Annotated in this window: 20 protein-coding genes; 10 read left to right on the top strand and 10 right to left on the bottom strand. The window is 45.2% G+C overall.

Features of this window, described 5'->3' with window-relative positions; genetic code table 11:
* Positions 1-299: 299 nt before the first annotated feature.
* Complete coding sequence (locus ACS8E3_RS12390) at positions 300-1,004, bottom strand: DNA glycosylase (RefSeq protein ID WP_439244603.1); 705 nt, start codon at positions 1,002-1,004, stop codon at positions 300-302.
* 121 nt (positions 1,005-1,125) lie between these two features.
* On the opposite strand from ACS8E3_RS12390, the gene upp reads away from it, so the two are divergent.
* Together upp and ACS8E3_RS12380 are read left to right on the top strand one after the other, a co-directional pair.
* Positions 1,126-1,782 carry a uracil phosphoribosyltransferase gene (gene upp / locus ACS8E3_RS12385; protein WP_439244601.1) on the top strand — a complete coding sequence of 219 codons (657 nt, stop codon included), beginning with the start codon at positions 1,126-1,128 and terminating at the stop codon, positions 1,780-1,782.
* Positions 1,783-1,819: 37 nt separating this feature from the next.
* Entirely contained in the window at positions 1,820-2,566 is a 747-nt protein-coding gene (locus tag ACS8E3_RS12380; protein ID WP_439244599.1) for an SDR family NAD(P)-dependent oxidoreductase, read from the top strand.
* 48 nt (positions 2,567-2,614) lie between these two features.
* Here the strand turns inward: ACS8E3_RS12380 and ACS8E3_RS12375 are convergent, their stop codons facing one another.
* Positions 2,615-3,289 (bottom strand): hypothetical protein, encoded by a 675-nt coding sequence (locus tag ACS8E3_RS12375; protein WP_439244597.1) that lies wholly within the window; start codon positions 3,287-3,289, stop codon positions 2,615-2,617.
* A 225-nt stretch (positions 3,290-3,514) separates the two neighbouring features.
* Between ACS8E3_RS12375 and ACS8E3_RS12370 the strand changes: the two genes are divergently transcribed.
* Positions 3,515-4,477: an alpha/beta fold hydrolase gene (locus ACS8E3_RS12370; RefSeq protein WP_439244595.1), complete on the top strand. Its 963-nt coding sequence runs from the start codon at positions 3,515-3,517 to the stop codon at positions 4,475-4,477.
* Between the two features lie 292 nt (positions 4,478-4,769).
* Positions 4,770-5,606 (top strand): alpha/beta fold hydrolase, encoded by an 837-nt coding sequence (locus ACS8E3_RS12365; protein WP_439244593.1) that lies wholly within the window; start codon positions 4,770-4,772, stop codon positions 5,604-5,606.
* Positions 5,607-5,686: 80 nt separating this feature from the next.
* On the opposite strand, the gene ACS8E3_RS12360 is transcribed toward ACS8E3_RS12365, so the two are convergent.
* Together ACS8E3_RS12360 and tyrS are read right to left on the bottom strand one after the other, a co-directional pair.
* Positions 5,687-5,923, bottom strand: coding sequence for a DUF1653 domain-containing protein (locus tag ACS8E3_RS12360; RefSeq protein WP_439244591.1), 237 nt, complete (start codon positions 5,921-5,923; stop codon positions 5,687-5,689).
* Between the two features lie 83 nt (positions 5,924-6,006).
* Positions 6,007-7,218 (bottom strand): tyrosine--tRNA ligase, encoded by a 1,212-nt coding sequence (tyrS, locus tag ACS8E3_RS12355; RefSeq protein ID WP_439244589.1) that lies wholly within the window; start codon positions 7,216-7,218, stop codon positions 6,007-6,009.
* 119 nt (positions 7,219-7,337) lie between these two features.
* Here tyrS and ACS8E3_RS12350 point away from each other — a divergent pair, with 119 nt between their 5' ends.
* The 3 genes from ACS8E3_RS12350 (at position 7,338) to ACS8E3_RS12340 (ending at position 10,969) form a co-directional block, all read left to right on the top strand.
* Positions 7,338-8,657 (top strand): anhydro-N-acetylmuramic acid kinase, encoded by a 1,320-nt coding sequence (locus ACS8E3_RS12350; RefSeq protein ID WP_439244588.1) that lies wholly within the window; start codon positions 7,338-7,340, stop codon positions 8,655-8,657.
* A 103-nt stretch (positions 8,658-8,760) separates the two neighbouring features.
* A complete protein-coding gene (gene fabF / locus ACS8E3_RS12345; RefSeq protein WP_439244587.1) occupies positions 8,761-10,083 on the top strand; it encodes a beta-ketoacyl-ACP synthase II in 1,323 nt (440 codons plus the stop codon).
* Between the two features lie 136 nt (positions 10,084-10,219).
* Entirely contained in the window at positions 10,220-10,969 is a 750-nt protein-coding gene (locus ACS8E3_RS12340) for a hypothetical protein (protein ID WP_439244585.1), read from the top strand.
* 104 nt (positions 10,970-11,073) lie between these two features.
* Here the strand turns inward: ACS8E3_RS12340 and ACS8E3_RS12335 are convergent, their stop codons facing one another.
* The 5 genes from ACS8E3_RS12335 to ACS8E3_RS12315 all read right to left on the bottom strand — a co-directional run bounded on the left by ACS8E3_RS12335 (position 11,074) and on the right by ACS8E3_RS12315 (position 18,313).
* Positions 11,074-12,891: an aminopeptidase P family protein gene (locus tag ACS8E3_RS12335; RefSeq protein ID WP_439244582.1), complete on the bottom strand. Its 1,818-nt coding sequence runs from the start codon at positions 12,889-12,891 to the stop codon at positions 11,074-11,076.
* A gap of 267 nt (positions 12,892-13,158) precedes the next feature.
* Positions 13,159-14,721: a peptide MFS transporter gene (locus tag ACS8E3_RS12330; protein WP_439244580.1), complete on the bottom strand. Its 1,563-nt coding sequence runs from the start codon at positions 14,719-14,721 to the stop codon at positions 13,159-13,161.
* A 346-nt stretch (positions 14,722-15,067) separates the two neighbouring features.
* On the bottom strand, positions 15,068-15,523 hold the full coding sequence (locus tag ACS8E3_RS12325) for a hypothetical protein (protein ID WP_439244579.1): 456 nt from the start codon (positions 15,521-15,523) through the stop codon (positions 15,068-15,070).
* Between the two features lie 132 nt (positions 15,524-15,655).
* A complete protein-coding gene (lnt, locus tag ACS8E3_RS12320) occupies positions 15,656-17,233 on the bottom strand; it encodes an apolipoprotein N-acyltransferase (protein ID WP_439244578.1) in 1,578 nt (525 codons plus the stop codon).
* A 180-nt stretch (positions 17,234-17,413) separates the two neighbouring features.
* Positions 17,414-18,313: a CBS domain-containing protein gene (locus ACS8E3_RS12315; protein WP_439244577.1), complete on the bottom strand. Its 900-nt coding sequence runs from the start codon at positions 18,311-18,313 to the stop codon at positions 17,414-17,416.
* Between the two features lie 298 nt (positions 18,314-18,611).
* Between ACS8E3_RS12315 and ACS8E3_RS12310 the strand changes: the two genes are divergently transcribed.
* Positions 18,612-19,925 carry an Lnb N-terminal periplasmic domain-containing protein gene (locus ACS8E3_RS12310; protein WP_439244576.1) on the top strand — a complete coding sequence of 438 codons (1,314 nt, stop codon included), beginning with the start codon at positions 18,612-18,614 and terminating at the stop codon, positions 19,923-19,925.
* Between the two features lie 141 nt (positions 19,926-20,066).
* Here the strand turns inward: ACS8E3_RS12310 and ACS8E3_RS12305 are convergent, their stop codons facing one another.
* Positions 20,067-20,552, bottom strand: a complete 486-nt coding sequence (locus ACS8E3_RS12305; RefSeq protein ID WP_439244609.1) for a YcgN family cysteine cluster protein — start codon at positions 20,550-20,552, stop codon at positions 20,067-20,069.
* 296 nt (positions 20,553-20,848) lie between these two features.
* On the opposite strand from ACS8E3_RS12305, the gene ACS8E3_RS12300 reads away from it, so the two are divergent.
* Both ACS8E3_RS12300 and ACS8E3_RS12295 read left to right on the top strand, forming a co-directional pair.
* On the top strand, positions 20,849-21,589 hold the full coding sequence (locus ACS8E3_RS12300; RefSeq protein WP_439244574.1) for a dienelactone hydrolase family protein: 741 nt from the start codon (positions 20,849-20,851) through the stop codon (positions 21,587-21,589).
* Positions 21,590-21,767: 178 nt separating this feature from the next.
* Entirely contained in the window at positions 21,768-24,803 is a 3,036-nt protein-coding gene (locus ACS8E3_RS12295) for a DUF2339 domain-containing protein (protein WP_439244573.1), read from the top strand.
* Positions 24,804-24,819: the final 16 nt, after the last annotated feature.

Raw genomic sequence — 24,819 nt, 5'->3', positions numbered from 1 at the left:
GTCTCGTTCTGTCCCTTAATGAGGTGCGTATTATAGACGCTTTAAATAACTTGTCAAGAACTAAATTAGTTTATTTTAAAAATAATTTAGTGGGATGGTTTGGATCAAAGTAATAAGCTACTTGTTTCATCCGCCTTCCCTTTCGACTGGGTGGCATTATACGCAGTTCTAAGTTTGCGTCAAGCGCTTATTTGGGTTTATTTTTATTTAATTCGCTGGTCATCTAATTGTGCCTATTTATCAAGGGTTTGGATTGGTGGGTTACGCTGCACTAACCGCACCCTATGCCACTATCTTACTTATAGTTTGCCCATCTTTTGAAAAAAGTCCTTATAAGCGGCGATTTTTTTATCTAAGGCTAAAGGATAAGCACGTGAGGTAGAAGGCAGTCTATATAGAGTTAACTCGTTTACTGGTTCATCTGTCAACTCTACCTTATCACTTTGCCACTGGTACGGATAGTCGATACTTTGATTGGTCTTAGGATACTTTGACTTGATAGGAGGCTCCTCCAATAAGTTAAGGAGCACCTCTGTGGCTTTGCCTCCTGTGGTAAATAGTGCTTCTAACTGAGGAACTTGCGGCAAGATGTTATCTAGATCAACTGGTGTCACGACGGTTAGGTTTTTGTCTGAGGCGTTGCCCGTCTCACGAATGGCCTGCCTGACCGTGGGACATAGGGCAATGCCACGCTCAAACAAAAAGTCGCGGATACGCTTGGGATCAAAACGCTTTTCGTCCCCTACTCTGAAGTAATTCACATCATCAAAGAAGGCGCCGCCATAGATGCGCCACATGTCATTATAAAAGTTAGGATAATGAAAGCGCATTGCCCATTTATCAGAAGTGGGCGGAAACGTGCCCATCATAATGACAGTCGCATTCGGTGGCAATACTGGCGCGAAAGGGTGAGTTTCTATTTCTGTAGTTGACTGTTTTGCATTATTTAGAGAATTATTGCTTTTAGCATCATCACTTGCAGTCGTATAAGTTTTATTAGTCATAACATTCTTCATTAGAAAAGCGGTTTTTTTGTTATCATAGCATACGATTAAAATTCGAAATCGAAACCTAAAAAATAGATATGAAGGCTAATAGCCAAACCTGATAGATAAGAGAGCACTTATGAGCGAGCTAAATAACGACTTAAGCATTACCGTCATCGATCATCCATTAATACGTCATAAGCTAAGCTTGATGCGTGAAAAAGACTGTAGTACCTATAAGTTTCGTACTTTGACCAAAGAGCTATCGCGTCTTATGGCCTATGAGGCGAGCCATGATTTTGAGATCGAGACTTTTCCGATGGCAGGATGGTGTGGTGAGATAAAAGGCGAGCAAATTGTTGGTAAGACAGCCACAGTTGTGCCTATTTTACGTGCTGGTCTAGGAATGCTCGATGGCGTGCTTGATTTGATCCCAACAGCGAAAATCTCGGTAGTCGGTCTGCAACGTGACGAAGAGACCTTACAACCTGTACCTTTCTTTGAGAAGTTCGTCAGCCACATGGATAAACGCCCGGCCTTGATCGTCGATCCGATGCTCGCTACCGGCGGGTCGATGGTCGCGACGATCGATATGCTCAAGCGCCATGGTTGTAAGAATATCAAAGCTTTGGTATTAGTGGCCGCGCCTGAAGGCGTGCGCTTAGTCAATGAGGCACATCCCGATGTCACTATCTATACGGCAGCGCTGGATAGTCATTTAGATGAGCATGGCTACATTATTCCAGGTCTTGGGGATGCTGGTGACAAGATATTTGGGAAGCAATTGGGTCAATAAGTTTAGAGCCTAGCACAAAAAACCAAGGAACATAAAAATGAATGTATTAATCACGGGCGCTAGTGCTGGATTTGGTAAGGCATTGGCTGAAAAGCTAGTGGCAAAAGGTCACCGCGTTATTGGCTGTGCTAGAAGGGTAGAAAAACTTGAAGCTATGGCTGACAAGTTAGGTGAGCGGTTCTTACCTGTAGCAATGGATGTTAGCGATACTGATTCTATTCCTGACATCATTGCTAACTTGCCGTCTGACTTTAGCCAAATTGATGTCTTAGTCAATAATGCAGGGTTGGCATTGGGCACTGAGCCTGCGCAGAGTGCCAAGCTCGATGATTGGATGCAAATGGTCGACACCAATGTCAAAGGTTTAATGGCGCTGACTCACGCGGTCTTACCTGCTATGGTTACGCGTGACAGCGGATATATCATTAATGTCGGCTCTATTGCCGGCACTTGGCCTTATTATGGTGGCAACGTATACGGCGCGACCAAAGCTTTTGTGAAACAGTTTAGCCTCAATTTGCGCGCGGATCTGCTTGGTACACAAGTACGCGTGACTAATCTTGAGCCGGGTAACGTCGCGGGCACTGAGTTTTCAAACGTACGCTATCACGGTGACGATGAAAAAGCGGCGCAGGTCTATGACGGCTTCAAAACCATGACGGGTGAAGATATTGGCGATATATTATTATGGCTTATTGAGTCGCCAGCGCACATTAACGTCAATCGCTTAGAAGTCATGCCAGTGGCACAGACTTATAATGGTTTGACGATTGCTAAAGACTGACTAAAAAAATTAAGCTAGCAAACTCAAGCTATGTCTAAGTAGCTATTATCAACGTAATTCATAATAACGAAGCAATATAGTCTCAGCTATATTGCTTTTTTTAATTTCGCTCGTCTCAATTAGCTCTTCATTCACCAAACGCAAATCATGAAAGTCTAGTATTAGCACTTCGTTGCGTGTGCGCTCGCTGGTACGCTTATTATGGCGTATCGGAAAGCCCACGACTTGCTTGCCTGCTATGGTTAGCTGATTGATAATAAAGTGCGGATGGCTTGCTCGCCCTGATTGTAGCGAGTGTTGATGGAGCTTTTGCGCGGCGACTACTGCAGTAGCAGGGTTAACTGTGGTGGTAAATAGCTTTTCTTGTCTTACGCTTTTGGGCATTTCACCTGCAAAAAACAAAGTCTGGTTAAGGGGTAGATATTGAGCATGGCGTGTCAGCTCAGTGCGAAATAGCGCGGGCATATCCATATTGAAGCTGTCCTCCGTCTGCTGGTAGAAGGCGGCAAAACTACGCTGAATATAGCGCCCAAAAACAGTCGCATTGATCCACTCTTGATAGGTATGATTTTTTAGTAGCTGCTTGGCGAAGGCTTCGGCAGTCAAATCGATACTAGCTGTCAATATTGCCAGCAATAGCTGATGCGAATCTATAAAAGTCTGCTGCTGCCAAACTAGCGGATAGAGGCTCATGTCTAACGAAGCCAAAGTCGCTCTACTCATACTTAAGCTTCCTTGTTCAGGGTCAAGTTGCTATTTTTATTTATTATTATTTTTAATAGTAGCATTGATGAATTAGCGCTGATGATTATTAGTTATTGCAAGCTCGTTTTTATGCTATGGTCAGTGAGCTGATTTTACTATAGCAGTCTTACTGCAAGTATATAGGGTCTGTTGAAGTCAGCAACCTCAATTATGGCTATTATGCGAGCGCAAAAAGTAGAAATCATGATAAAAAAATTACTCACACTGCCGATACCCGGCCAGTATCAAGTGCAGACTGCTCATATTACGACTACTGATGGCACGCTACTCCCTGTTTCTACCATTGGACAAGGTCCGCCTGTGCTCATGCTGCATGCTTATGGGATGGATGCGCGTGAATTTTTGCCCTTTATTATACCGCTTGCCAACAAACATACTTTTTATTTGCCGCATTTGCGTGGCTTTGGGCTGGCACAGCCTATCGGTCTTACGCAGTTTGATTTTGTACGGCAATATGCAGAAGATGCCCATTCGATAATCGAGCAGATTTGTCAGTGGCACAAAATACAAGCCTTACCGGTCGCTGCTATTTCGATGGGCGCGCAAGTGATGTGGTCTTATTTTGAAAAATTTGGCATAGCAAGAGTCAGCCGCTATCTCAATATCGATCAAAATCCTGCTATTCATAATCAACACGACTGGCAAGGAGGGCTATTCGGTTCGCGGCAACAAGAAGTATTCGACATCTTTCGCGGTGTCATCGATAGGAGTCTGCCTTATGCGGATGCCGAAAGCTTTACTCATCTGCCTTTTGCACTGAAACGTCATGCTACTGATGTCGAGCGTTTATTCTCACTATTATCCGTCAATCGCACACGCTCCAAAGCGTTTATACAAGCGATGACTTATAAGAACGATCCTAAGCTTGCGCTATATGACCATAGTATTTGGAATCATAAAAGGCAATGCTTACAAGCCTATCTAACCTTACCTTATGACTTTCGCGGTGCGATAGATAAAGTGACGATTCCGGTAGTCAATCTGATTGGCGGGCGCTCCAAGCTCTATGCTCCAAAATGGCAGCAAAAGGTGACGCAGATGCTACCTAATGCGACCGAAATTGTGTTGCCCAAAGCCGGTCATGCGATACCGTTAGATGAGCCTATCGGTTTTTACAAGGTACTGAAGCGATTTTTTGAGGAGTAAAGATCAGTATCATTCCTCTATTTAGCTCTTCTTGCGCCATATAGTCGTCAATGGCTTAACCTCTTATGCATAAGATACCTTATTGGCACAATACCTTTACAACACTTAGTAGTATTCCGCTTATTTTGCTCTGTATACTAAAAAATGACGCTAACAGTTATAAGGTTCAACTTCAAAAAACTGCTAATTTGTACAATAAAAGATGCAGTCTTTGAAACGTCATTTTATAACTCGTTCGTTTATTTATAAAAATACAATAATGCCAATGATAAGCCCAAAAAAGGATAGGACTATGCCATATGTAAAAGTTGCAACGCAAAATGATCAGCCCGTTAATCTGTATTACGAAGTACAAGGCAACGGCAAACCTGTCGTACTCATTCATGGTTGGCCGCTGAGTGGTCGGGCTTGGGAGTCGCAGCTGTTTGCGCTCGTTGAAGCAGGTTATCAAGTTATTACTTATGATAGACGCGGTTTTGGTCAATCATCGAAACCTTGGGAAGGCTACGATTACGATACCTTAGCGCAAGATCTAAAAGCGCTTATGGATGAGCTTGATCTGCAGGATGCTACCATTGTGGGCTTCTCTATGGGCGGTGGAGAAGTCGCTCGTTATCTGGGTCAGTTTGGCTCAGAGCGGGTCAGTAAAACGGTGCTCGCTTCTGCTGTGCCCCCTTATCTGTATAAGGCAGATGACAATCCTGATGGCGGCTTAGAAGAGGCTGATGTGCAAGAGTTTTTGGACGGGGTCAGGGGCGACCGTATTGCCTTTTTAAACGACTTTACCAAAAACTTCTTTACGCCAAAAGACGGCAAGCTGTTGGTCAGTAAGCCTATGCGCTTATATAACCGTGATATCGCGTCATACGCTTCTGCTAAAGCCACTTATGATTGTGTGAAGGCTTTTGCTTACACCGATTTTCGTGACGACTTAAAAGCATTTGATGTGCCTACTCTGGTGATTCATGGCGATGCCGATCAAATCGTTCCGCTCGAAGTCAGTGGTCAACGCTCACACGAAATGATTGCCGATAGTCAATTGCATGTGGTCAAAGGCGGCCCACATGGCATTAATGTCACTCATGCTAAAGAGTTTAACGAAACACTTATTAAGTTTTTAGATAGCTAATTGGCTTTATACTTTCAGTCAAATAAGAAAAGCGACCTTTATAGGGTCGCTTTTTTAGATAGAATTAACTCCTTTTAATTTTAATCTGCTAATTCTTTGACCAGCTCAAACCTTGGTATTTCTTTACCATCACGCGTTACGGTCTCTGTAAACATTGTGAGCGGCCGCACCCAAACCCCATACTCGCCATAGAGACAACGATAAACCACTAGCGATTCTTCAGTTTCTGAATGCTGCGCGGTGTGCAAAACCTGGTAGAGATTGCCTTTGTAATGGCGGTAGATGCCTTGGGGGATGGGTTGAAGTTTTTGCGTCATGACTTTCGCCTTTTTTTATATTAAAAAAACAAGGCTAACGACCGTCAACCTTGTTTTTATTTACCTTATTAATCTTATGCGCTTTATGCCACCGTTACTCTAGCATACGCCTTTTTACCTGCCTGGATAACGATGCTCTGCCCTGAGGTTAAGCTAAACCCAGCATCAACCACTTCGCCATCGACTTTTACCGCGCCGCGTTTGACCATATCTTTTGCCGCTGAGTTGTTTTTGGCAAGCTCAGCTTGATTTAGGATTTGAGTGATAAATAATGCGTCCTGACCGTCCAAATCCAAAGTTACTTCTGGCAAATCAACAGGCAGCTCGCCATCGGCTAACACATTACCAGCAGATTTGTGTGCATTGGCCGCCGCATCGGCATCATGAAAACGCTCAATGAGCTCTTCAGCGAGGATACGTTTGATCTCTTGGGGATTACGACCGTTTTCCATCTCCTCCATTAAGCTCTCAACTTCTTCCATCGGTTTAAAGCTTAAAAACTCAAAGTAGCGGCGAATCAGTGTGTCCGGCATAGACAGAATCTTTTGGTACATGGTGCCTGGCGCATCATAAATGCCAACGTAATTATTCAAGGATTTAGACATTTTATTGACGCCGTCTAGCCCTTCCAAGATTGGCACAGTGATACAAACTTGCGGCTCCTGCCCATAACGACCTTGCAGCGTACGCCCCATCAAGATATTAAAGGTTTGATCGGTGCCGCCAAGCTCGACATCGGCTTCAAGCGCGATAGAATCATAACCTTGCACCAACGGATATAAAAACTCATGAATGGCAATCGGCGTTTGCGCCGCGTAGCGCTTGGAGAAATCATCACGCTCAAGCATCCGTGATACCGTCAGCTGGCTTGAGAGTTGAATCATATCGCCTGCCGACATATCTTTGAACCATTCGGAGTTAAAGACAATCTTGGTTTTTTCTTTATCCAAAATTTTGAAAACTTGTTCAGCATAAGTCTGCGCATTGACTTTGATTTGCTCATCGGTCAAGGGCGGACGCGTGCTGTTTTTGCCAGAAGGGTCGCCAATCTTGGCAGTATAGTCACCGATTAAAAAGTAAATCTCATGACCCAAATCTTGAAAATGCTTGAGTTTATTAATCAGCACCGTATGACCTAAATGCAGATCAGGCGCAGTAGGATCAAAACCTGCTTTGATACGTAACGGGCGATTCAGCTTCAACTTCTTAACCAAATCCTCTTCGGATAAAATCTCTTGGGTACCGCGCTGAATCAGGGCAAGTTGTTCTTCTAGGCTGTAGGACTGCTCTGTCATGTTGCTCTCTTGTTTATCTTTATTAATGGTGGATGCCTTGCAGGCTTTTAGAATCTTGAAGGGCTATAAAAAGTGTTAGAATTTGAGAGATATATTAGCTTTTTTTAAGGAAAATTGCCATGAGTAACACCGCACCTACTATAAATACAAATAATAATGACTCTGAGCTTACTACTAACGATTATGACGACCTCGACTACACCGCTCTCACTGATGTCCTTGAACAGACGGTGTTCGAGAACTTCGACGACGGTCTATATATAGGTATGATGTCAGGGACGAGCTTAGATGGCATGGATGCAGTGCTGTGCCAATTCTCGGGCGATAACGATAGCGAAAATACCCAACAACCTTTGCAGCTAATCGCAAGCTATAGTCAAGACTTCCCAGAGCGTCTGCGTGAGGTGTTACTGGCTTTGTGCCAGCCAAACGGGACTGCTGCTCTGACTCCTAACTTCGATGAGCCCAATGATTTGACGAGCGAGCTGGATTGGTTTGGTTGGGCTAGCAAAAAATATTCTGAGTTTACCAGCGAAGTAGTCAATACCTTATTACAGCAAGCCAATACCGATGCCGAATCCATTCTAGCCATTGGCTGTCATGGGCAAACCGTGCGTCACCGTCCGAAATCAGGCTTTACTCTACAACTAGTTGATGCCAATATCATCGCTGAGCGCACCGCTATCAGTGTAGTCAGTGATTTTCGGCGCCGTGATATGGCAGTTGGCGGTCAAGGCGCGCCTTTGGTGCCTGCTTTTCATAAAGCTTTATTTTCTGACTCCGCTAGCACTCGTATCTTACTGAACTTAGGCGGCATTGCGAATATCACTGTGCTGCCAGCTAATGATGATCCGGTCATAGGCTATGACACCGGCCCTGCTAATCTGTTGTTAGATGCTTGGGCCAAACAGCATATCGATAAAGACTATGATCAAGATGGTGCATGGGCGCAGTCAGGACAAGTGATCGAGCCACTGCTTAATCAACTCTTAGAGCATCCATTCTTTGTCCAGCCTCATCCTAAAAGTACCGGGCGCGAGGACTTTAATTTATCTTGGTTACAAGCTGAACTACAGGCCTTTGATAAGACGGCAACCGATAAACGCTATTCAGCCGCTGACGTACAGGCGACACTGACCGAGCTGACCGCTATCAGTGTGTGCGATCAGATCAATCAGTTTATTAATAATCAAGAACAGAGCTGCGTTTATGTTTGTGGTGGCGGCGCGCTCAACCGCTATTTGATGACGCGTCTGCAAGCGCATCTTCCGCACTGGGCGGTGACTACTACCGCTGATTTGGGACTGCAGCCGACTTGGGTAGAATCAGTCGCTTTTGCTTGGCTGGCGCGGCAGACCTTGATGGGCGAGACCGGCAACTTACCGGCGGTCACAGGCGCGCGTAAAGGCGTGGTACTCGGTCAAGTTTGTTTTGCTTAAACTGTCATTAGCAGTCATTCTAAGTTTACAAACGTACACTAATGTATATTATAATGACTGCTAAAATAATATCATTTTTGTATAGTCAGGATAGGATATAGTTATGAGCAAGCAGCAGCAAAAGTCGCGTCAAAAGCAGCCGCACTATGAGCGTTCCGATGAGATGCGTGTGGTAGTCACTGGCCTGGGCGCTATTACCCCGCTAGGCTTGGACGTTGAGAGTACATGGACGCGCCTGCTGGCCGGCGAAAGCGGTATCACTCCTATTGAGCACTTCGATGCTAGCGACTATCGTACCCAAATCGCAGGTACAGTCAAAGACTTCGATGCCAAGCAATTCATGAATGCCAAAGACGCGCGGCGTTACGATGAGTTTATTCATTACGGTATAGCGGCCTCGAGTATGGCGCTAAAAGACGCAGGGTTTATAGATGAGGTCAATGCTGATGACAGCCCTGTAGCGCATGTCGATCCAGAGCGTTTTGGGATTATTCTAGGCTCAGGGATTGGCGGTATTCAAACCATTGAAAATAGCCGTGACACCCTGCGCGATAAAGGCGCTAAAAAAGTCTCGCCTTTTATTATTCCAGGTTCTATCGTCAATATGGCGGCAGGTTTAGTCGCTATTAAGCATAAATTACAAGGCCCCAATCTAGCAACTTCCACCGCTTGTACCACCGCGACTCACGCTATCGGCTTAGCGGCTCGTCTGATCGCTCATGGTGATGCCGATATCATGCTCGCAGGTGGTAGTGAAAAAGGCTCAAGCCCACTAGGCATCTCAGGATTTGGTGCTATGCATGCGCTCTCTACGCGTAATGAGGAGCCGACCCGTGCCTCACGTCCTTTCGATAAAGATCGCGATGGTTTTGTACTAGGCGATGGCTCAGGTGTCATAGTATTAGAGAGTCTAGCTCATGCTAAGGCGCGCGGCGCAACTATCCTTGCAGAGCTAGTCGGCTTTGGGATGAGCGACGACGCCAGTCATATTACCGCGCCACCAGAAGACGGTAGCGGCGCGGCGCGCGCGATGCAAAACGCGCTCAATGACGCGGGTATTGAGCCCTCAAAAGTCGGCTATGTCAACGCGCATGGCACTAGTACCCCAGCAGGTGATGTCGCTGAATCTTTAGCGATTGAGTCCGTATTTTCAGCGGTAAAAGACAGCATCCTTGTCAGCTCGACTAAATCTATGACCGGGCATCTACTAGGCGCGGCAGGCGGTATTGAAGCGATATTTACGGTACTTGCCTTGCAACATCAAGCAGTTCCGCCAACGATTAATCTAGATAATGTCGAAGACAACTGTAATCTAGACTATGTGGCTAATCAATCGCGTGCAGCGACTGACCTTAACTACGCGGTGTCCAATAGCTTCGGCTTTGGTGGTACTAATGGTTCGCTTATTTTTGCCCGTTGGTCTTAGCCTAAACGCTCCATTTTGATAAGCTCATTTTGTTAGCGTAAGATTTATAATCGTTTTGCTACGTTTGTCCTCTTGCGACCCCTTATCGTACTTGCGTATGATAAGGGGTAATTTTTAGCAGTTTATGGAAGCCATTATGTCGAGCTATTCTTTTTCTCATGAGTTCTATCAGCATTGGACAGGAGCTCCTCAGTCAGTACGCGCCGCTATCGTGCAAGAATTAAAAGACATCACTGCGCTATTGCAGTCAGATACCTCGTTCGAGCAGTTCGTCTTTAGTAATCATGATCTCGATGCTCATCTTGATGATTTGTACGGTGCCCACGAGAAGCAGCAAGCCGCGGCAAAAGCACTTGCCGACGAACAAGCGGCATTGCAAGCTGAGGCTGAACAGCAACGTTTAGAAGCAGAGCGCCTTGAAGCAGAACGTTTGGAAACAGAGCGTTTAGCTCAAGTCAAAGCGCAGGCTGAGAAGCAAGCGACAAAAGAAAAAGCGCGAGCTGAAGCAGAGAATGAACAGCGACAAAAAGAGCAAAACCATCAAGGGCCAAGCGCTAATGAAGAAGAGCAAAGCTCAGATGATACTCATAACAAAAAAGCCGACACTGAGCGAAATGCTGAACTTGGCACAGCTACTGATAAAAAAACGACTACTGCTTATGATGAGCATCTGATTAAAGCAATCGATGCTAAAGCTTCTTATGCAGCGTCTTCCATCGACCTATCGTTAAAGGACACGAAACTTAGTACAGCTGATCAACAAATGATTCATGAGCTAGAAGTTCATATCGATGATTATGTAACCGAACAGATGATGCAACTGTCCGAAACGCTAAAGTCTTGGCTACGCGCGGAAGTCACACGTCAGTTAAGCGAAAAGCAATAAATCTTCAATGTGTAATAAAAAAGTCAAAAAATAAGCTCAAAGAAAGCGCCCAAGCCTTAAATGGCTGAGCGCTTTTTTATAGTTGATAGGTCAGAATAGCTTTTTTAAATAGCTTGCGTACGCTTTTTGAGCCACTCAAGCGCAGCTCCCTCGACGCGGCTATTTAGCTCAGCATAAACTTGGCTGTGATAGTCATTTAACCAATCAACCTCTGTCTGATCTAGAAGCGACTTATCAATGAGACGGGTATCAATAGGACAATAAGTGACTGTTTCGAAGTTTAGAAAATCGCCAAACTCTGTCTCGTTAGGCTTAGCCACGGCTTGGTTGACGACTAAGTTTTCAATACGAATACCCCACTTACCTTCGCGGTAGAGTCCCGGCTCATTGCTTGAGATCATATTTACTTTCATCGCGCGCTCTTTTGGCGTGCTAGCACTATAAGCGATAACTTGTGGGCCTTCATGGACGTTCAAGAAGTAACCGACGCCGTGACCTGTACCATGACCATAGTCCATCTGCGCTTGCCACAGCGGCGCCCGGCAAATCGCATCAATAAGCGGCGAAGCGATACCGTCAGGGAAGTGCGCGCGCGCCAGTGCAATATGCGCTTTGAGTACCGTAGTAAAGTCGCGCTTATGCTCGTTCGTTACTTGCCCAATACCGACAACGCGAGTAATGTCGGTCGTACCGTTTTGATATTGGGCGCCCGAATCAATCAGCAATAAGCCGCCTTCGCCATCAGCGACATCTAGATAGCTGAACTTCTCTGGCGTCGCGCGATAATGCGGCAAAGCGCCGTTGTCATTAAAGCCTGCAATGGTTGGAAAGCTTGGCGAGATATAGTTAGGATGCTGACTACGCTTATCGATCAACATACTATCGACATCAAGCTCGCTCAAACGCTCGCCAGCTGCTAGGCGCTCCTCGAACGCACTGAAAAACTCGCACAGTGCCGCGCCATCTTGACGCATCGCTTCACGAACATGATCCACATCAGCATCTGACTTGACGGATTTAAGTAAAGTGCTCGGCGCAATCTGCTCAATAAAACCAACGCCATCGATCATCTGTGATAACGTCCCAACGGCGACTTTGCTAGGGTCTAATAATAGTAAATCATCGACTGTCAGCTCGCCAAGCGCTTGTTGTACCGCGTCATAATCAGCAAGCGTTATGCCGCTATCTTGCAGGCTTTGCTCGATATCGGTACTGACTTTATTATTATCAACAAATAGCGTTGCGGTCTCTGCATCGATCAGCATATGCGCCAAAAACACAGGATTATAATCGACATCAGAGCCGCGTAGGTTAGTCAGCCAAGCGATATCATCTAAGCTCGATAATAGATGATGCGTCGCACTGCTATCTGCCATACCGCGCCGAACCGCGCTGAGCTTATCGGTGGCAGACTGCGACACAAACTGCTCGTCATGCTGATATAACTTCGCAGTTGGCAATGCTGGACGCTCTGCCCAAATGTCAGTCAACACGTCACGATCCGTAATCAAAGTAATGTCGTGAGCTTCAAACGCCTCCAATAGACGGTCTTGCTCAGCGATGGAGAGCACATTGCCATCAATTGCTACGCTATCACCTTCGCTCAAATGCTCGCTCAACCAGTCGATGTGGTTGGGCTGCTTGGGCGCGAGCTTCTCTAGGGTAATACCAGTATCTGCTAACTGGTCAGCGGCGTGTACCCAATAGCGGCTATCGGTCCATAGTCCCGCAAAGTCAGCGGTGACCACCAGCGTACCAACAGAACCGGTAAACCCTGAGAGCCATTGACGGGCCTGCCAATACTCCGGCAGATACTCAGATAGATGCGGATCCGCAGAAGGGACGATAATAGCGCTAAGATCTTGTTTCGTGAGCACTTGGCGTAGGCTGTCGATACGGTCGTGAATAGTCTGTTTGTTCATTGGGTGTTCCTTATATTTTTGATTAGTCAGTTTTGACTGATTTATTCGTTTTTGAGCTAGCGATTATCAGTAATCGTCTTATTTTGATAAAAAAATTATAAATAGTTATCGGTATCACTAGAGGTTTGGGCGTGTAGATGATTTTCAATAGCTAAGCTGAGCTATCTTTTTATAAAAAGAGAAAACGTGCCACCCAAGGTAACACGTTTTACTTTATTTTATTATGAGTAGCGGCTGACTCGTTATAAGCGCTACGCTTTACGATCATTACACTTTGCCATCCGCCTGCTCGCTCTTTTTGAGCATAGTATTGATCGGTTTGGCTAACAGTAACAAAATCACCGCTGTTACTACCAAAAAGATAGTCATAGTGGTAAATAGACCGGGTAATCCTTCAATCTTGTCTGCGGACACGTAACCACCAAAAAAAGCGGCAACCAAATTACCCATTGCTAAAGAGGCAAAGAACAGCCCCATCATCTGCCCTTGCATACCTTTTGGTGCCAGTTTAGTCATAGAGGATAAACCAACAGGACTAAGCGCCAATTCGCCAAGCGTCAATAATAAAAGGCTACCGACTAACCATAAAGGCGAAGCCAATCCGCCCTCATTAGTGAGAATGCTTTTAGACGCTAGAATCATCAGTCCAAAGCCAGCTGCTGCTAAGAGCATACCAAGAGCGAACTTAACCATACTGCTAGGCTCAACCCCTCTATTACCCAGCTTAACCCATATAATACTGACGATCGGCGCTAGCAATAAAATAAACAACGGGTTTAGCGATTGAAACCAAATGCTAGGAACTTGGAACCCTAAAACATCTAAATCGGTATAGTTATCAGCAAACAAGTTAAAAGAGGTCGGCTGCTGCTCAAAGCTTGACCAAAATAGCGTCGAGCCAATAATCAGAATAAAACAAATCAGCAGACGCAGCTTATCGGTTTTATCAAACCTCGGTAAGACGAACAAGATAGCAAAATACCCTATCACTACAGCCGCGATGATATAGGTCATATACGTCACCACTCCTTCAGGATTGAACGGCATAATCCCGGTAGCCACTAAGATAACCACAGCTGCGAGTAACGCCAAAAACCCAATGACCCAGCGACCTATGTTTTTGTGATTATCATTAGCACGCTCCCACTCAGGAGTGATGTTTTTGGCTTGTGCATAGTGGGTTAGTGTTTTTCGCGCTGAAAAGCGATATATAAGTAGTGAGGCTAGCATACCAAGGCCACCAATCCCAAAGCCGACATGCCACATACCTTGCTCTTTAAACACACCCACAATAAGCGCTGCGAGTAACGCGCCGATATTAATACCCATATAAAATATGGTAAAGCCGCTATCACGGCGTACATCGCCTTCAGGATAGAGCGCGCCGACCATGACTGAGATACAAGTCTTGAATAGACCTGACCCTAAGACGATACAGATGAGGCCAACAAAAAACAGGGTCATGCCAAACATGGCGGACAAGGCAATGGACAAATGCCCTAGCGCAATAATGATACTACCCCACCATAATGCACGTTCTTGTCCTAACCAATTATCTGCCAACCAGCCGCCAGGAACGGCGGCTAAATACAATGACCCTGCAAAAATACCATAAATAGCAGAAGCGGTCGTTTCATCGAAACCAAATCCGCCGCTACCAACAGTGGCCACCATGAAGAGGACCAAAAGTGGCCGAATACTATAATAAGAAAACCGCTCCCACATTTCAGTAAAAAACAGCGGGCGTAAGGGTTTAGGATGTCCCATAAAGCCGTTTTCTAGCGCTTCTAGCTCAGCGTCACTTCCCTGAGTTTTTGATGTTTTGCTCATACTTTTAATTCCTTCAAAAAGCATTTATGTATGACGAAGTGATTAATAATGACGACTAATGGCCATATAAGCGCAACATTGTTTCATTTGTATAAATTCAAGTAAATAAGCAATTGCTCAATAATTACACAAATACCCACAAAAAAACCCTGCTCTCGTTAAAGAGCAGGGCGTTATGTAAGCTTGAATTTCAGTAGTAAGAGTAATGTTCTTGATACGTCTGATAATCAGTCGTACTAAAACGGGCCAACCTACCAGCTTCATCAGTATTGGCAGCGCTTGTTATAATCGTTATCACTCATTCATTATGAATAAGTCGTTAGAAATAAATAACGATAAATTGGCTTTACTGGGCAGCTGTGTCTTCAGCATCAGCAGTAGCATCGGCGTCACCATCGGCTTGTTCTGCTGTTAGATCAGCATCAGCCGCAGCCGCTTGGTCTACCGTACCGTCAGCCGTAGCAGCAGCTGAACCAGTCGCTACCACTGCATCACCACTACTCGGAGCCGGCGTAGTAGTAGCATCAGCAGGCGTATCTGCTACTGCTTCTCCTGCACCAATAGTATCTGCATCGGCAGTGGCAACCCCAGTAGTATCAACCACAGCTTCTTCTGCAGTGTCATCTTCTGCTTGTGCAGCTACTACTGTTTCCTCAGCAGGCTCAGCGGTAATATGCTCACCCGCTGGACGCAAAAATGCAGAAATGCCAATGAGTAACACGATGCCTAAAAATAAGCCAACGCCGCCTAAGGCAAATAGAAACTCTTTTTTTGGACTGTTATTGACAACATGCTCTGACATAGCTTATCTACCTTACAACAAAGAATATTTGAAATATTGAGCCATTATATCGCAATTTATAGCGATTTGTTAAATCCCTTAACCAATTAAAGGTATTATTATTAGTCAGGCCGTTCATTTTTCCTGACTTGGCTAATTACGCTTTGGTCGCGCTTGAGTCGTTGAGCGCTTACTGGCATAACTGAGTCCCAATAATAGCGCTATGATAAGCAAAATAGGATAATGGCCCACAACCATAAAAGGAGTGCTGCCTACACGCGCTTGAACATTGCCGCGTAGCACCGTGCGCTCAAACTGTGGCGCACGCTCAACGATTTGCCCTCTATGGTTGATGATAGCGGTCACGCCAGTATTGGTTGCACGCATGAACCAGCGACCATTTTCTAGCGAGCGCATTTGTACCATTTGTAGATGCTGTAGCGGGCCTGCTGAAGTACCAAACCAAGCGTCGTTGGAGATCGTCAACAAAAAGTCCGTACCGATAGCGTTGCGGCGCGTGGTATCCGGATAAGCAACCTCATAACAGACGGCGGCACCTAAGTTATGCCCGCGTACTTGCAGTGGCGATTGCTCAGCCCCGCCGCGACTATAGCTTAGTATCTCTTGACTACCGGCAAGACTGGGCAATATATCGAGCATCCCCTGAAAAGGAATATACTCACCGAACGGCACTAGCCGCTGCTTTTTATACATACCTTTAGCATCGCTGCCAAGTGCTATTACACTATTATAAAACGGTGGATAGCTCTGCGTCGCTGGATCAAAGGCGGCCTCATCTTTATAAGGAATGCCCGTCACCCAAGTGGTATCGGTGTCCTTAGCCATTTTTACCATTTCACTGATAAAGCCTACCGCTTCGGTCTGAAACATTGGGATAGAAGATTCCGGCCAAATCACAATATCGCGGCCCCATTCATCACGCGTCAATCCAGCATAAATCTTTAAGGTCTCGAACTGATACTCAGTCAGCCACTTCATATCTTGCGGGATGTTACCTTGAATCAAGGACACCGATAGATCTGGTGTACCTTTAGGTTTGGTCCATTGCGGATTAATCAGCCATAAGCTAATACTCAATAGCAATAACACCGATGACACCACTATATAACCGGCGCGGCGGCGCAGCAGCTCGACAGCACTTGCCGCTAGCAATACTGCCACAAAAGAGACGGCAAAAACGCCCGCTACTGGAGCTAATGAGGATAACCAGTACTGCTCAGTAAAGGCGTAGCCTAAGAACAGCCAAGGAAAACCGGTAAATAACCAAGTCTTCATCCACTCTTGTAAGATCCATAAGGCTGCAAATGAGAAAGGCTGACGACCAACGAAACGATTGAAGATCAGCGCTAAGAAGCCATGAAACAGCCCCATCCCTAACCCCATCAACGCAATCAAAATCAGCGCCAGCCATGTCGGCGTCTCACTATAATCATTGATTGAGGTAAATAGCCAAAAGGCTCCAACGCACCACAGCCCAGTACCATAAGCTTCACCGATAATAAAGGCACGTTTGCCGCTCATCTCTGGCAGTAATAGCGCATACAAAATCGCTGGCGAAACAAAAGCAATTGGCCAAAAGCCATAAGGCGCGAGCGCAAATATAAATATCGCTCCTGCCAAAGCGGCGATGATAGCTGTGAGGCCAAGTGGCATCTGATAGACCTGTTTTGGCTTTAAACGCTTTTGTAAATCATCAGTAGACAGACGCATAGCAAATTATCCAAGTTCTAAATCTTCAAGCCTAAGATGAGAGGCTATTTACAATAGTTGCAAATTAAATTGGCTCATAATAACAGCCTGCCATCATAAAAGGGTAAAAAAGCAAAAAACACGACCGTAATCGTGTTTTTATACCGTAAAAAAGAATCGCTCAGCTCGCGCCTTTCATCGCTAATGGCTGCCTATGAGGATATGGGAGTCAGCGCTGGTTTTGGTCAACTCAAGATCATTAATAGAGCGGCCGTCGACATCGGTAATAGTAATCTGCCAATCATCAATAGTGACGCTCTCGCCTTCTAGATCACTGACGTAACCTAGCGCTTGCATCACAAGCCCGCCCATCGTATCGACGTCAGTGTCGTCAAAGTGACTACCCAGCTCGTCGTTACAGTCCTCAATCACTGTAGAGGCTTGCACTCGCCACGTATTTGGCTTCTCAGGATGTACGACAATGTTATTAATGTCGCTATCTTCATCGAAATCATCATGCTCATCGACGATATCACCAACGATCTCCTCCAGCAGATCTTCCATAGTCACGACGCCGGCGAAATTACCAAAATCATCAACAACGATTGCCATATGTACCTGCGTACGCTGCAAGGAGCGCAGTAAGGTATCAGAGCGCGAGGTCTCACTAATATATAAGGGTTGACGTACTAGATCTTTGAGGCGTTTGCTATCGATCTTCTCTTCTTGGTCACGCATCATGTGTACTAAAATAGGGATTAAGTCTTTGGCCAATAAAATACCAATGACCGCATCATCATCTTGACTGTCAAACACTGGATAACGAGAGTGAGTAGTCTCAAGGATAATATCCATGACCTCTTTGAGGCTCGTGCTTTCGTGCAGGCCTATCACTTGCGGGCGCGGGGTCATAATCTCGCGCACTTGCGTCGCTGGTAGATCTAATACGCCTTCTAACATATCAACCGTATCAGGCTCTAAAAACTGGCGCGACTGCTGCACCAAGCCAATTAATTCATCGCGGGTTTCAGGAGCGGTCGATAGCCAGCGTTTTAAGCCGCGCATCGACCAACTACTCGGACTGGGAGCATCATCAGACATAGTGATGTGAGTTAACCTCTTAAGTTTATGGACAGGGAAATAATTGCTATTCAAGTTGCTACTATCACAGTAACTACTAACAAAGTAGCGACTATAAAATTTTTACTAAACCTGGTATAGATGGGGATGAAATCGTAAATAAAAACAACTATCCGACAATAGCGCAAAACACTCACCTATTTAGCTTCACTTTATCCCAAGGCTTAGCGACATTCAACGACAAATTTATCCAAATTGTACTGTCAGTGTGTTATAAACTTTGCTATGGTCAAAACCTTCATTTACGTAGTCCATTCTTATGTCACGTCGTTCGTTTTTATCTCGGCTATTAGCGCCGCGTCGTCAAGCCAATAGCGCTACAAATACCAAAACCTTAGCTAATCGTCATAGTTGGCTATACCGTATCGTGCGCTTTTTTATCGTCGTTGCTTTAATACTATCGGCACTTTGGCTGTTATTAGCGCTTTGGTATCAGTTCGGTGCGCTCAGCCCTATCACTTGGCTAGCCAGCATCCTCATTGTTGGCTTTTTGGCCTCGTTAACGATATTGCTATACGCACCAACACTCGCGAATAAAATATCTAATAAGACGCTTAAAACCAAAAAACTAAGCAAATTCCTGACTGTTTTGTATAGTGGGCTCTGGCTAGTAGGCGTTGGCTGGTATTTTTCTATCGAAGCCAAAAGCGATCGCGACTGGCAGCCGGAAGTCAGCGAAGTGCTATCTTATACTCGCGATGCTAATAACCCTAATCTGATTACCTTTAACAATGTACGTAACTTTGATTGGTATCTTGCTGATGAGGATGCAAACGAGTCTAGTCAGGGTGAAGCGCTTGCGATTAACGCCACTGAGCGTTGGGAGACCCGCACCGTTGATATCTCAAAGCTATCAGGCGTTGATATCACCAACTCTTATTGGATGGGGCCGCTGATTGCGCATACTTTAGTGAGCTTTCGCTTTGAGGATGATAGGCCGCTCGCTTTTTCCTTTGAAATTCGTAAAGAAAATGATGAGTCCTTCTCCGCTTTTGCAGGGTTTTTTCGGCGCTTTGAGCTCAGCCTTATTGCCTCGGAGGAGCGTGACATTATCTACACTCGTAGTAATGCTCGCGGTGAGCAAGTTTACTTATTTCCTATTAGTCATTTGCAAAAGCATGAGGTTAAGGCGCTATTTGAATCTTATCTAGAGGCTGCTGATGAGCTAGTCGCCGAGCCGTCTTGGTACAATACTTTTACCACTAACTGTACCAATATTATCTTTTATATGGCGCGTATCGTCAGTGGCGAGCGGCTACCGTGGGATTATCGCATTTGGGTCTCAGGTTGGCTGCCCAATTATCTTTTTGATATCGGTATGTTAGATGCCAATCCTGCCAAGCAAGGACAGCCTTGGTCGATGGATACTTGGTATGAGCGCACCCATATTAACCCTCAAGTGCAAGGATTCGATAATTATGCAGACGTAGAGCTTAATGATCAGCAGCTTATCGAGAATAGTCGCGCATTCTCTCAGCAGATTCGTCAAGGTCTGCCTATTCCGCCGCTTGCTGACTCGCAGTTAGAGGCTGAGAGTCGCGCTAAATCGGCGGCTATTGTCTCCAAGGAGTGACTCTAAAAAAAGAGCTTTAAATAACCAATAATTTCACTCTCAGCTAAGTTTTAAAGTTGCCATTCATTATTAACTAGGATGACTTGGCACAATTGCTTAGCATCACTGCGTGCTGGGCTAAAGCACTCAACGTTGCGTAGGCTACGGCGTCACCCAATTAACTACCCGCTCCTCCATCTCTTCATCAGAGATGCCAACCTCGGAGATGCAGCGTCCCGCAACGCCAATGTTTGCTGCGCGCATTTGCTGCTGAGTCGCTACCGCATCTTTAGTCAATAATAGATGCCAATCTGGCAACGACTGCCCTTTATAAAGGCGCTTATAAGCACAGTGCGATGGTAGCCACATCATCTGTGGTAGCTTACCAATAGTCAATTGAATACAGTCCGGGACATACTCCTGACGCGTGTCATAATGCTGACAGTAGCCCGTTTCGCAGTTCATCAGTTGGCAGGCGACATCGGTATACTCAACCAATTCTTCGTCCACCTCGCCCTGCTCGTCTTCATCGATATATTTGATCAAGCAGCAACAGCCGCAGCCGTCACACAACGCTTCCCATTCGCTATGATTCAGCTCGTCAAGAGTATATTGGGTCCAAAACTGAGGACGCAAAGTTTCTTTGATTTTACCTTTAACATCAGCTGCTTTAACCTTAGCTTTTGAACCTAAAGCCAAATCTGTTTGATATTCTGCTTTTGTTTGAGACAACAAGTTTAACCTCATAGACTAGCCATAGTTCTAATATTCATTTTGATATAGTTTCGAATAACTAGTATTAGTTAGCATTTTGATAAATTGCGTTACAGTATTATAGCTGTTTTTGTCCGCTATGGGCGTTAAGGTGGTTGAGTAGTGAAAAGCAACCCTATAAATCACGCTATAAATACAATTAAAACTCATAACATAATAAGGAAAATAATATGTCAATTAAGACTTTGGAATTAGTAAGTACGACCGAGAACGGTGTTGAGCTCAATAGCTATGTCGCCCTCCCAGAGAAGGCAACAGACGACAGCCCAGTGCCCGGCATCTTAGTCGCTCCTGAATGGTGGGGCGTAGTCGATCATCCCAAATCAGTGGTTGAGCGTCTAGCCAAAGCCGGTTATGCCGCAGTCGCTATGGACGTCTATGGCGAAGGTAAACTGACCACAGATGCAGCTATGGCTAATATGTGGATGGAGCAAGTCCTCGCCGATCAAAACATGCTGATGGATCGTTGCCGTTTGATTTTAAATGACTTCGGCGATCAGCTGGGAGTTAATGGTGATAATCTAGGCGCCATTGGCTTTTGTTTCGGCGGTAAAGTTGTATTAGATATGGCGCGCGAAGGCATGCCGCTCAAAGCAGTTGCTACTTTCCATGGTAATCTAGCGCCCAAGCAAGTAGCCGATGATAAGTTCAAAGCCAAAGTACTTATTGCCCATGGCGGCGATGACAGTATGGTGTCTATGGACGCCGTCGAGGACTTCAAAAAAGAGATGGATAACGTCAGCGCTGACTATACGGTCGATGTCTATGAAGGCGCTAAGCATGGCTTTACTAACCCGCATGCTGACGAACGCGCTGCCAATAACGATGTGGACCTTGGCTACGACGAAAAAGCGGCAAAAGAAAGCTGGGATAAAATGATGGACTTTATGAAAGCGAACCTAGGGTCGTAAAGTGAATTGCTGCGCTAAGTAAAAATTGATTACAGTAAAGCAGAGTATGCACGTCATACTTTGCTTTTTTTATGCCCGAAATATAAACCGTTTGCTCTTTTATAAAGCGCTGCAAAGTTGTGTTTATTATAAAATAACGTCATTATCGTTTTATTATAAAATAAATTGAGTGACGACAATGTTAGGCTTAATCAGCTTTATTATTTTACTAATCATTATTATCGTGTTGCATAATAAGTTGAATAAACAGCTTATTGACTTGCGCGGTGAAGTTGCGCGTTTACAGGCTGAATTGCAAAAACAGAATACTACTGTTAGTAATACGGATATTACAAATCCTGCCATTGCAAACTATGATATAGAAAATAAGCCAAAAACCTCAGTACCGCCACCTCTACCGCCGTCCGTCTCATCGTCCGCCCTATCAATACCGTCACATGAAAATGGGGCTTCAAACCCTTTTTTAACGGATTATTCAACCCTAAACCCTGCCGCCCCTGCCGCAAAAGCATCATCATCTGTAGAGCCAGACGAGCAATCTCTACCCATAGTCACCTCGCTTTTTCACTCGCTTAAAAACTGGTTTTTCGGTGGTAATCTAGTGGTGCGCGTAGGCGTTATCGTCTTACTCATCGGCGTAGTACTGTTGCTACGTTTGCTTAGCGACTATATCGAGATATCGATAGAATCTAAGCTTATAGCGATAGGCGTTATTGGTTTAGGCTTAGCAGCATTGGGACTTAAACTCGCCAAAAACCGTTTTGCTTACGGCATTACTTTACAAGGCGCAGGCCTCGCCATCGCTTATTTAACCACCTTTTTTGCCTATAGCGTCTATCAAGTTTTGCCAAGCCTGCCGAGTTTTATTGGTTTAGGAGTATTATCAGCGCTGACTATTGGTCTCGCTGTGCGGCAAAACGCTTTCCCGTTAGCGCTACTCGCCTTGTCGGGTGGCTTTTTTGCGCCTATCTTGACCGATGATGATACCGGCAGCTTGACAGCGCTATTTAGCTACTATTTATTGCTCAACGTCACCATTGCTATTATTGCCCATTATCGCACTTGGAAAGTGTTAAATTTATTTGGCGCGCTAGTGACTTTTACGCTAGCTTATTACTGGGGTATTAGCGAAGACTTAAGCTCAATTATTGAGTCGCAGCGTTGGACCTTAGTCGCTTTAGTGGCGCTACATTTAGCACTCTATCTATTCGTGGTTATTCGTTACGCGCAGCAAATCATCGCTTATAATCAGCTTCACAAAACGCATAGCGAAACTACTACTCATTTAACTAATGCTCAGAGGCTAAAGACTTCTAAACCGGCGAATAGCTTGTTTTTATTCCCTATCGATACCGGTCTGCTTTTCTCCGTACCTTTGTTGGCTTTTGGTTTATTTTCAGCGCTGCTACAAGTTATCCCTCACGCTTTAACGATGACCAGTGCGATTTTGGCAGCGGCTTACCTAAGTCTTGGCTTAGTATTTGTCAGACGTAGCCAGCACTATGCGCTCATCACTGAAGGTATGTTGGCATTAGGATTTGGCTTTCTGGCCTTAGTCATTCCATTAGCGTTAGATGCCCAATGGATCGCCTTTGGTTGGTCAGTGCAAGGACTAGCTTTAGTCTGGTTTGGTCGTCGTTCGCTACGTGCTTGGTCAGTGCTCTTTGGCATATTACTGCAGCTAATTAGTATCGCTATGCTAATGGTGACGCTATTTTTCTCCTACAATAACTATCCGACTTTAGCGATAAGCGTATCTGCTCTAGCTTTACTAGCGTCAGCATTTATATTGCGAGTCAATAACTCACCTACTATTTATAATTCAACGCAGTCTAAAAATACTGCGCAAGAAGCTGAGCAAAAAACCAATATAAAAACCAGCGAAGCTATCACTACTTATGCCAAAGATTTAGGGGTTAGCCAATCGGCGGCTTATCAGTGGGTCAATAGTATTAACGAAAAAAGTAGCACTTTTAGTATAGTTTGGCGTAGCCCGATATTCATAAGCTTTTTGAGCTTTATCGCGGTGGTTTGGGCGCTATATGTAGGGGTTGCCGACTTTCAGCAGTGGTTGAGTCATAAGCAAGTAGCGACAACCACTTTGATAGCCTTATCTTCGCTGCTGAGTGTTAGCGTTTATTGGCTGATTAATCGCTACCGTCCATGGCAGGAAATTTGGCTACTAAGCCAAGGATTGTTGGTCATATTCTATACCGCGCTCATTTTGCAATTACCACAGAAGTTTGAGTTTAGTTATCAGTGGCATAGCGTTAACTGGGCGCTGTTCATTGTGCTAATCATAGGCTGGCTAATCGTTGCTCAGTTATGGCTAAAAACTTGGTATCAGCATCATCAGCTATCGCGTTTTGATAGCGCCAGTTGGCTCGCTACTGGCGTTTTCGTGCTAGCAGCGGCGGTGCATTACGGCTTGCCGGCTTCGCAAGGAGTAATGGCTGTTTTGATACCAGTAGCCTTAATGCTAGCAGGACTATATTTCAGCTATCGTCATGATGAGTCTTCGACAACTAACTCTACAAATTCTCAAAAAAACTTAGGCTTAGCTCCTTGGTTTGATTGGCAACAAGCCCTAGTCGACTGCGCCAAAGTATTCGTACCTATTACTCTACTTTGGGTCGTGGTTACCAACTGGTCCTATGATGGCGTGATTTGGAATCTACCTTATTTCCCGCTGCTCAACCTATACGATATAAGTTTATGGTTAGTGGTGATATATGGGCTAAGTACAGTTTACCTCAGTTATAAAGATCCTCAAAACACCTCTGCTCCTCAAGGCAACGATGTCAATATAAAAGTATTGAATCCTAAGCCTATGCTCATTATCTTAGGCTTAGTTAGCTTTTGGGTGATCTCTAGTATTCTCATCAGATCGCTGCATGCTTTTATCGGTACACCGCTTTGGGATACAGGCGCTTGGGATAGCGAGCAAGTACAGACGGGCTTAACCATACTTTGGACGCTCATTGCTCTAATCGCCACTATCATTGCCAGTCGTCAATTAAAGCGTACGCCTTGGTTTATGGGTATCGGTCTGTTGGGCGTGGTGGTGCTGAAACTGGTGTTAGTCGATCTCTCACAGACCGAAGCGATTTGGCGGGTGCTGTCATTTTTGGTGGCGGGCAGCTTAATACTGCTCATCGGTTATCTTGCACCACTACCACCTGAAGTGATTGAGAAAGATGCAGAGACGCAGTAGCTTCTGTAGTAAAATG

The sequence above is a fragment of the Psychrobacter sp. 2Y5 genome, assembly GCF_051847375.1.
Lineage (GTDB): Bacteria > Pseudomonadota > Gammaproteobacteria > Pseudomonadales > Moraxellaceae > Psychrobacter.
This window is presented reverse-complemented; position numbering and strand designations above follow the sequence as displayed.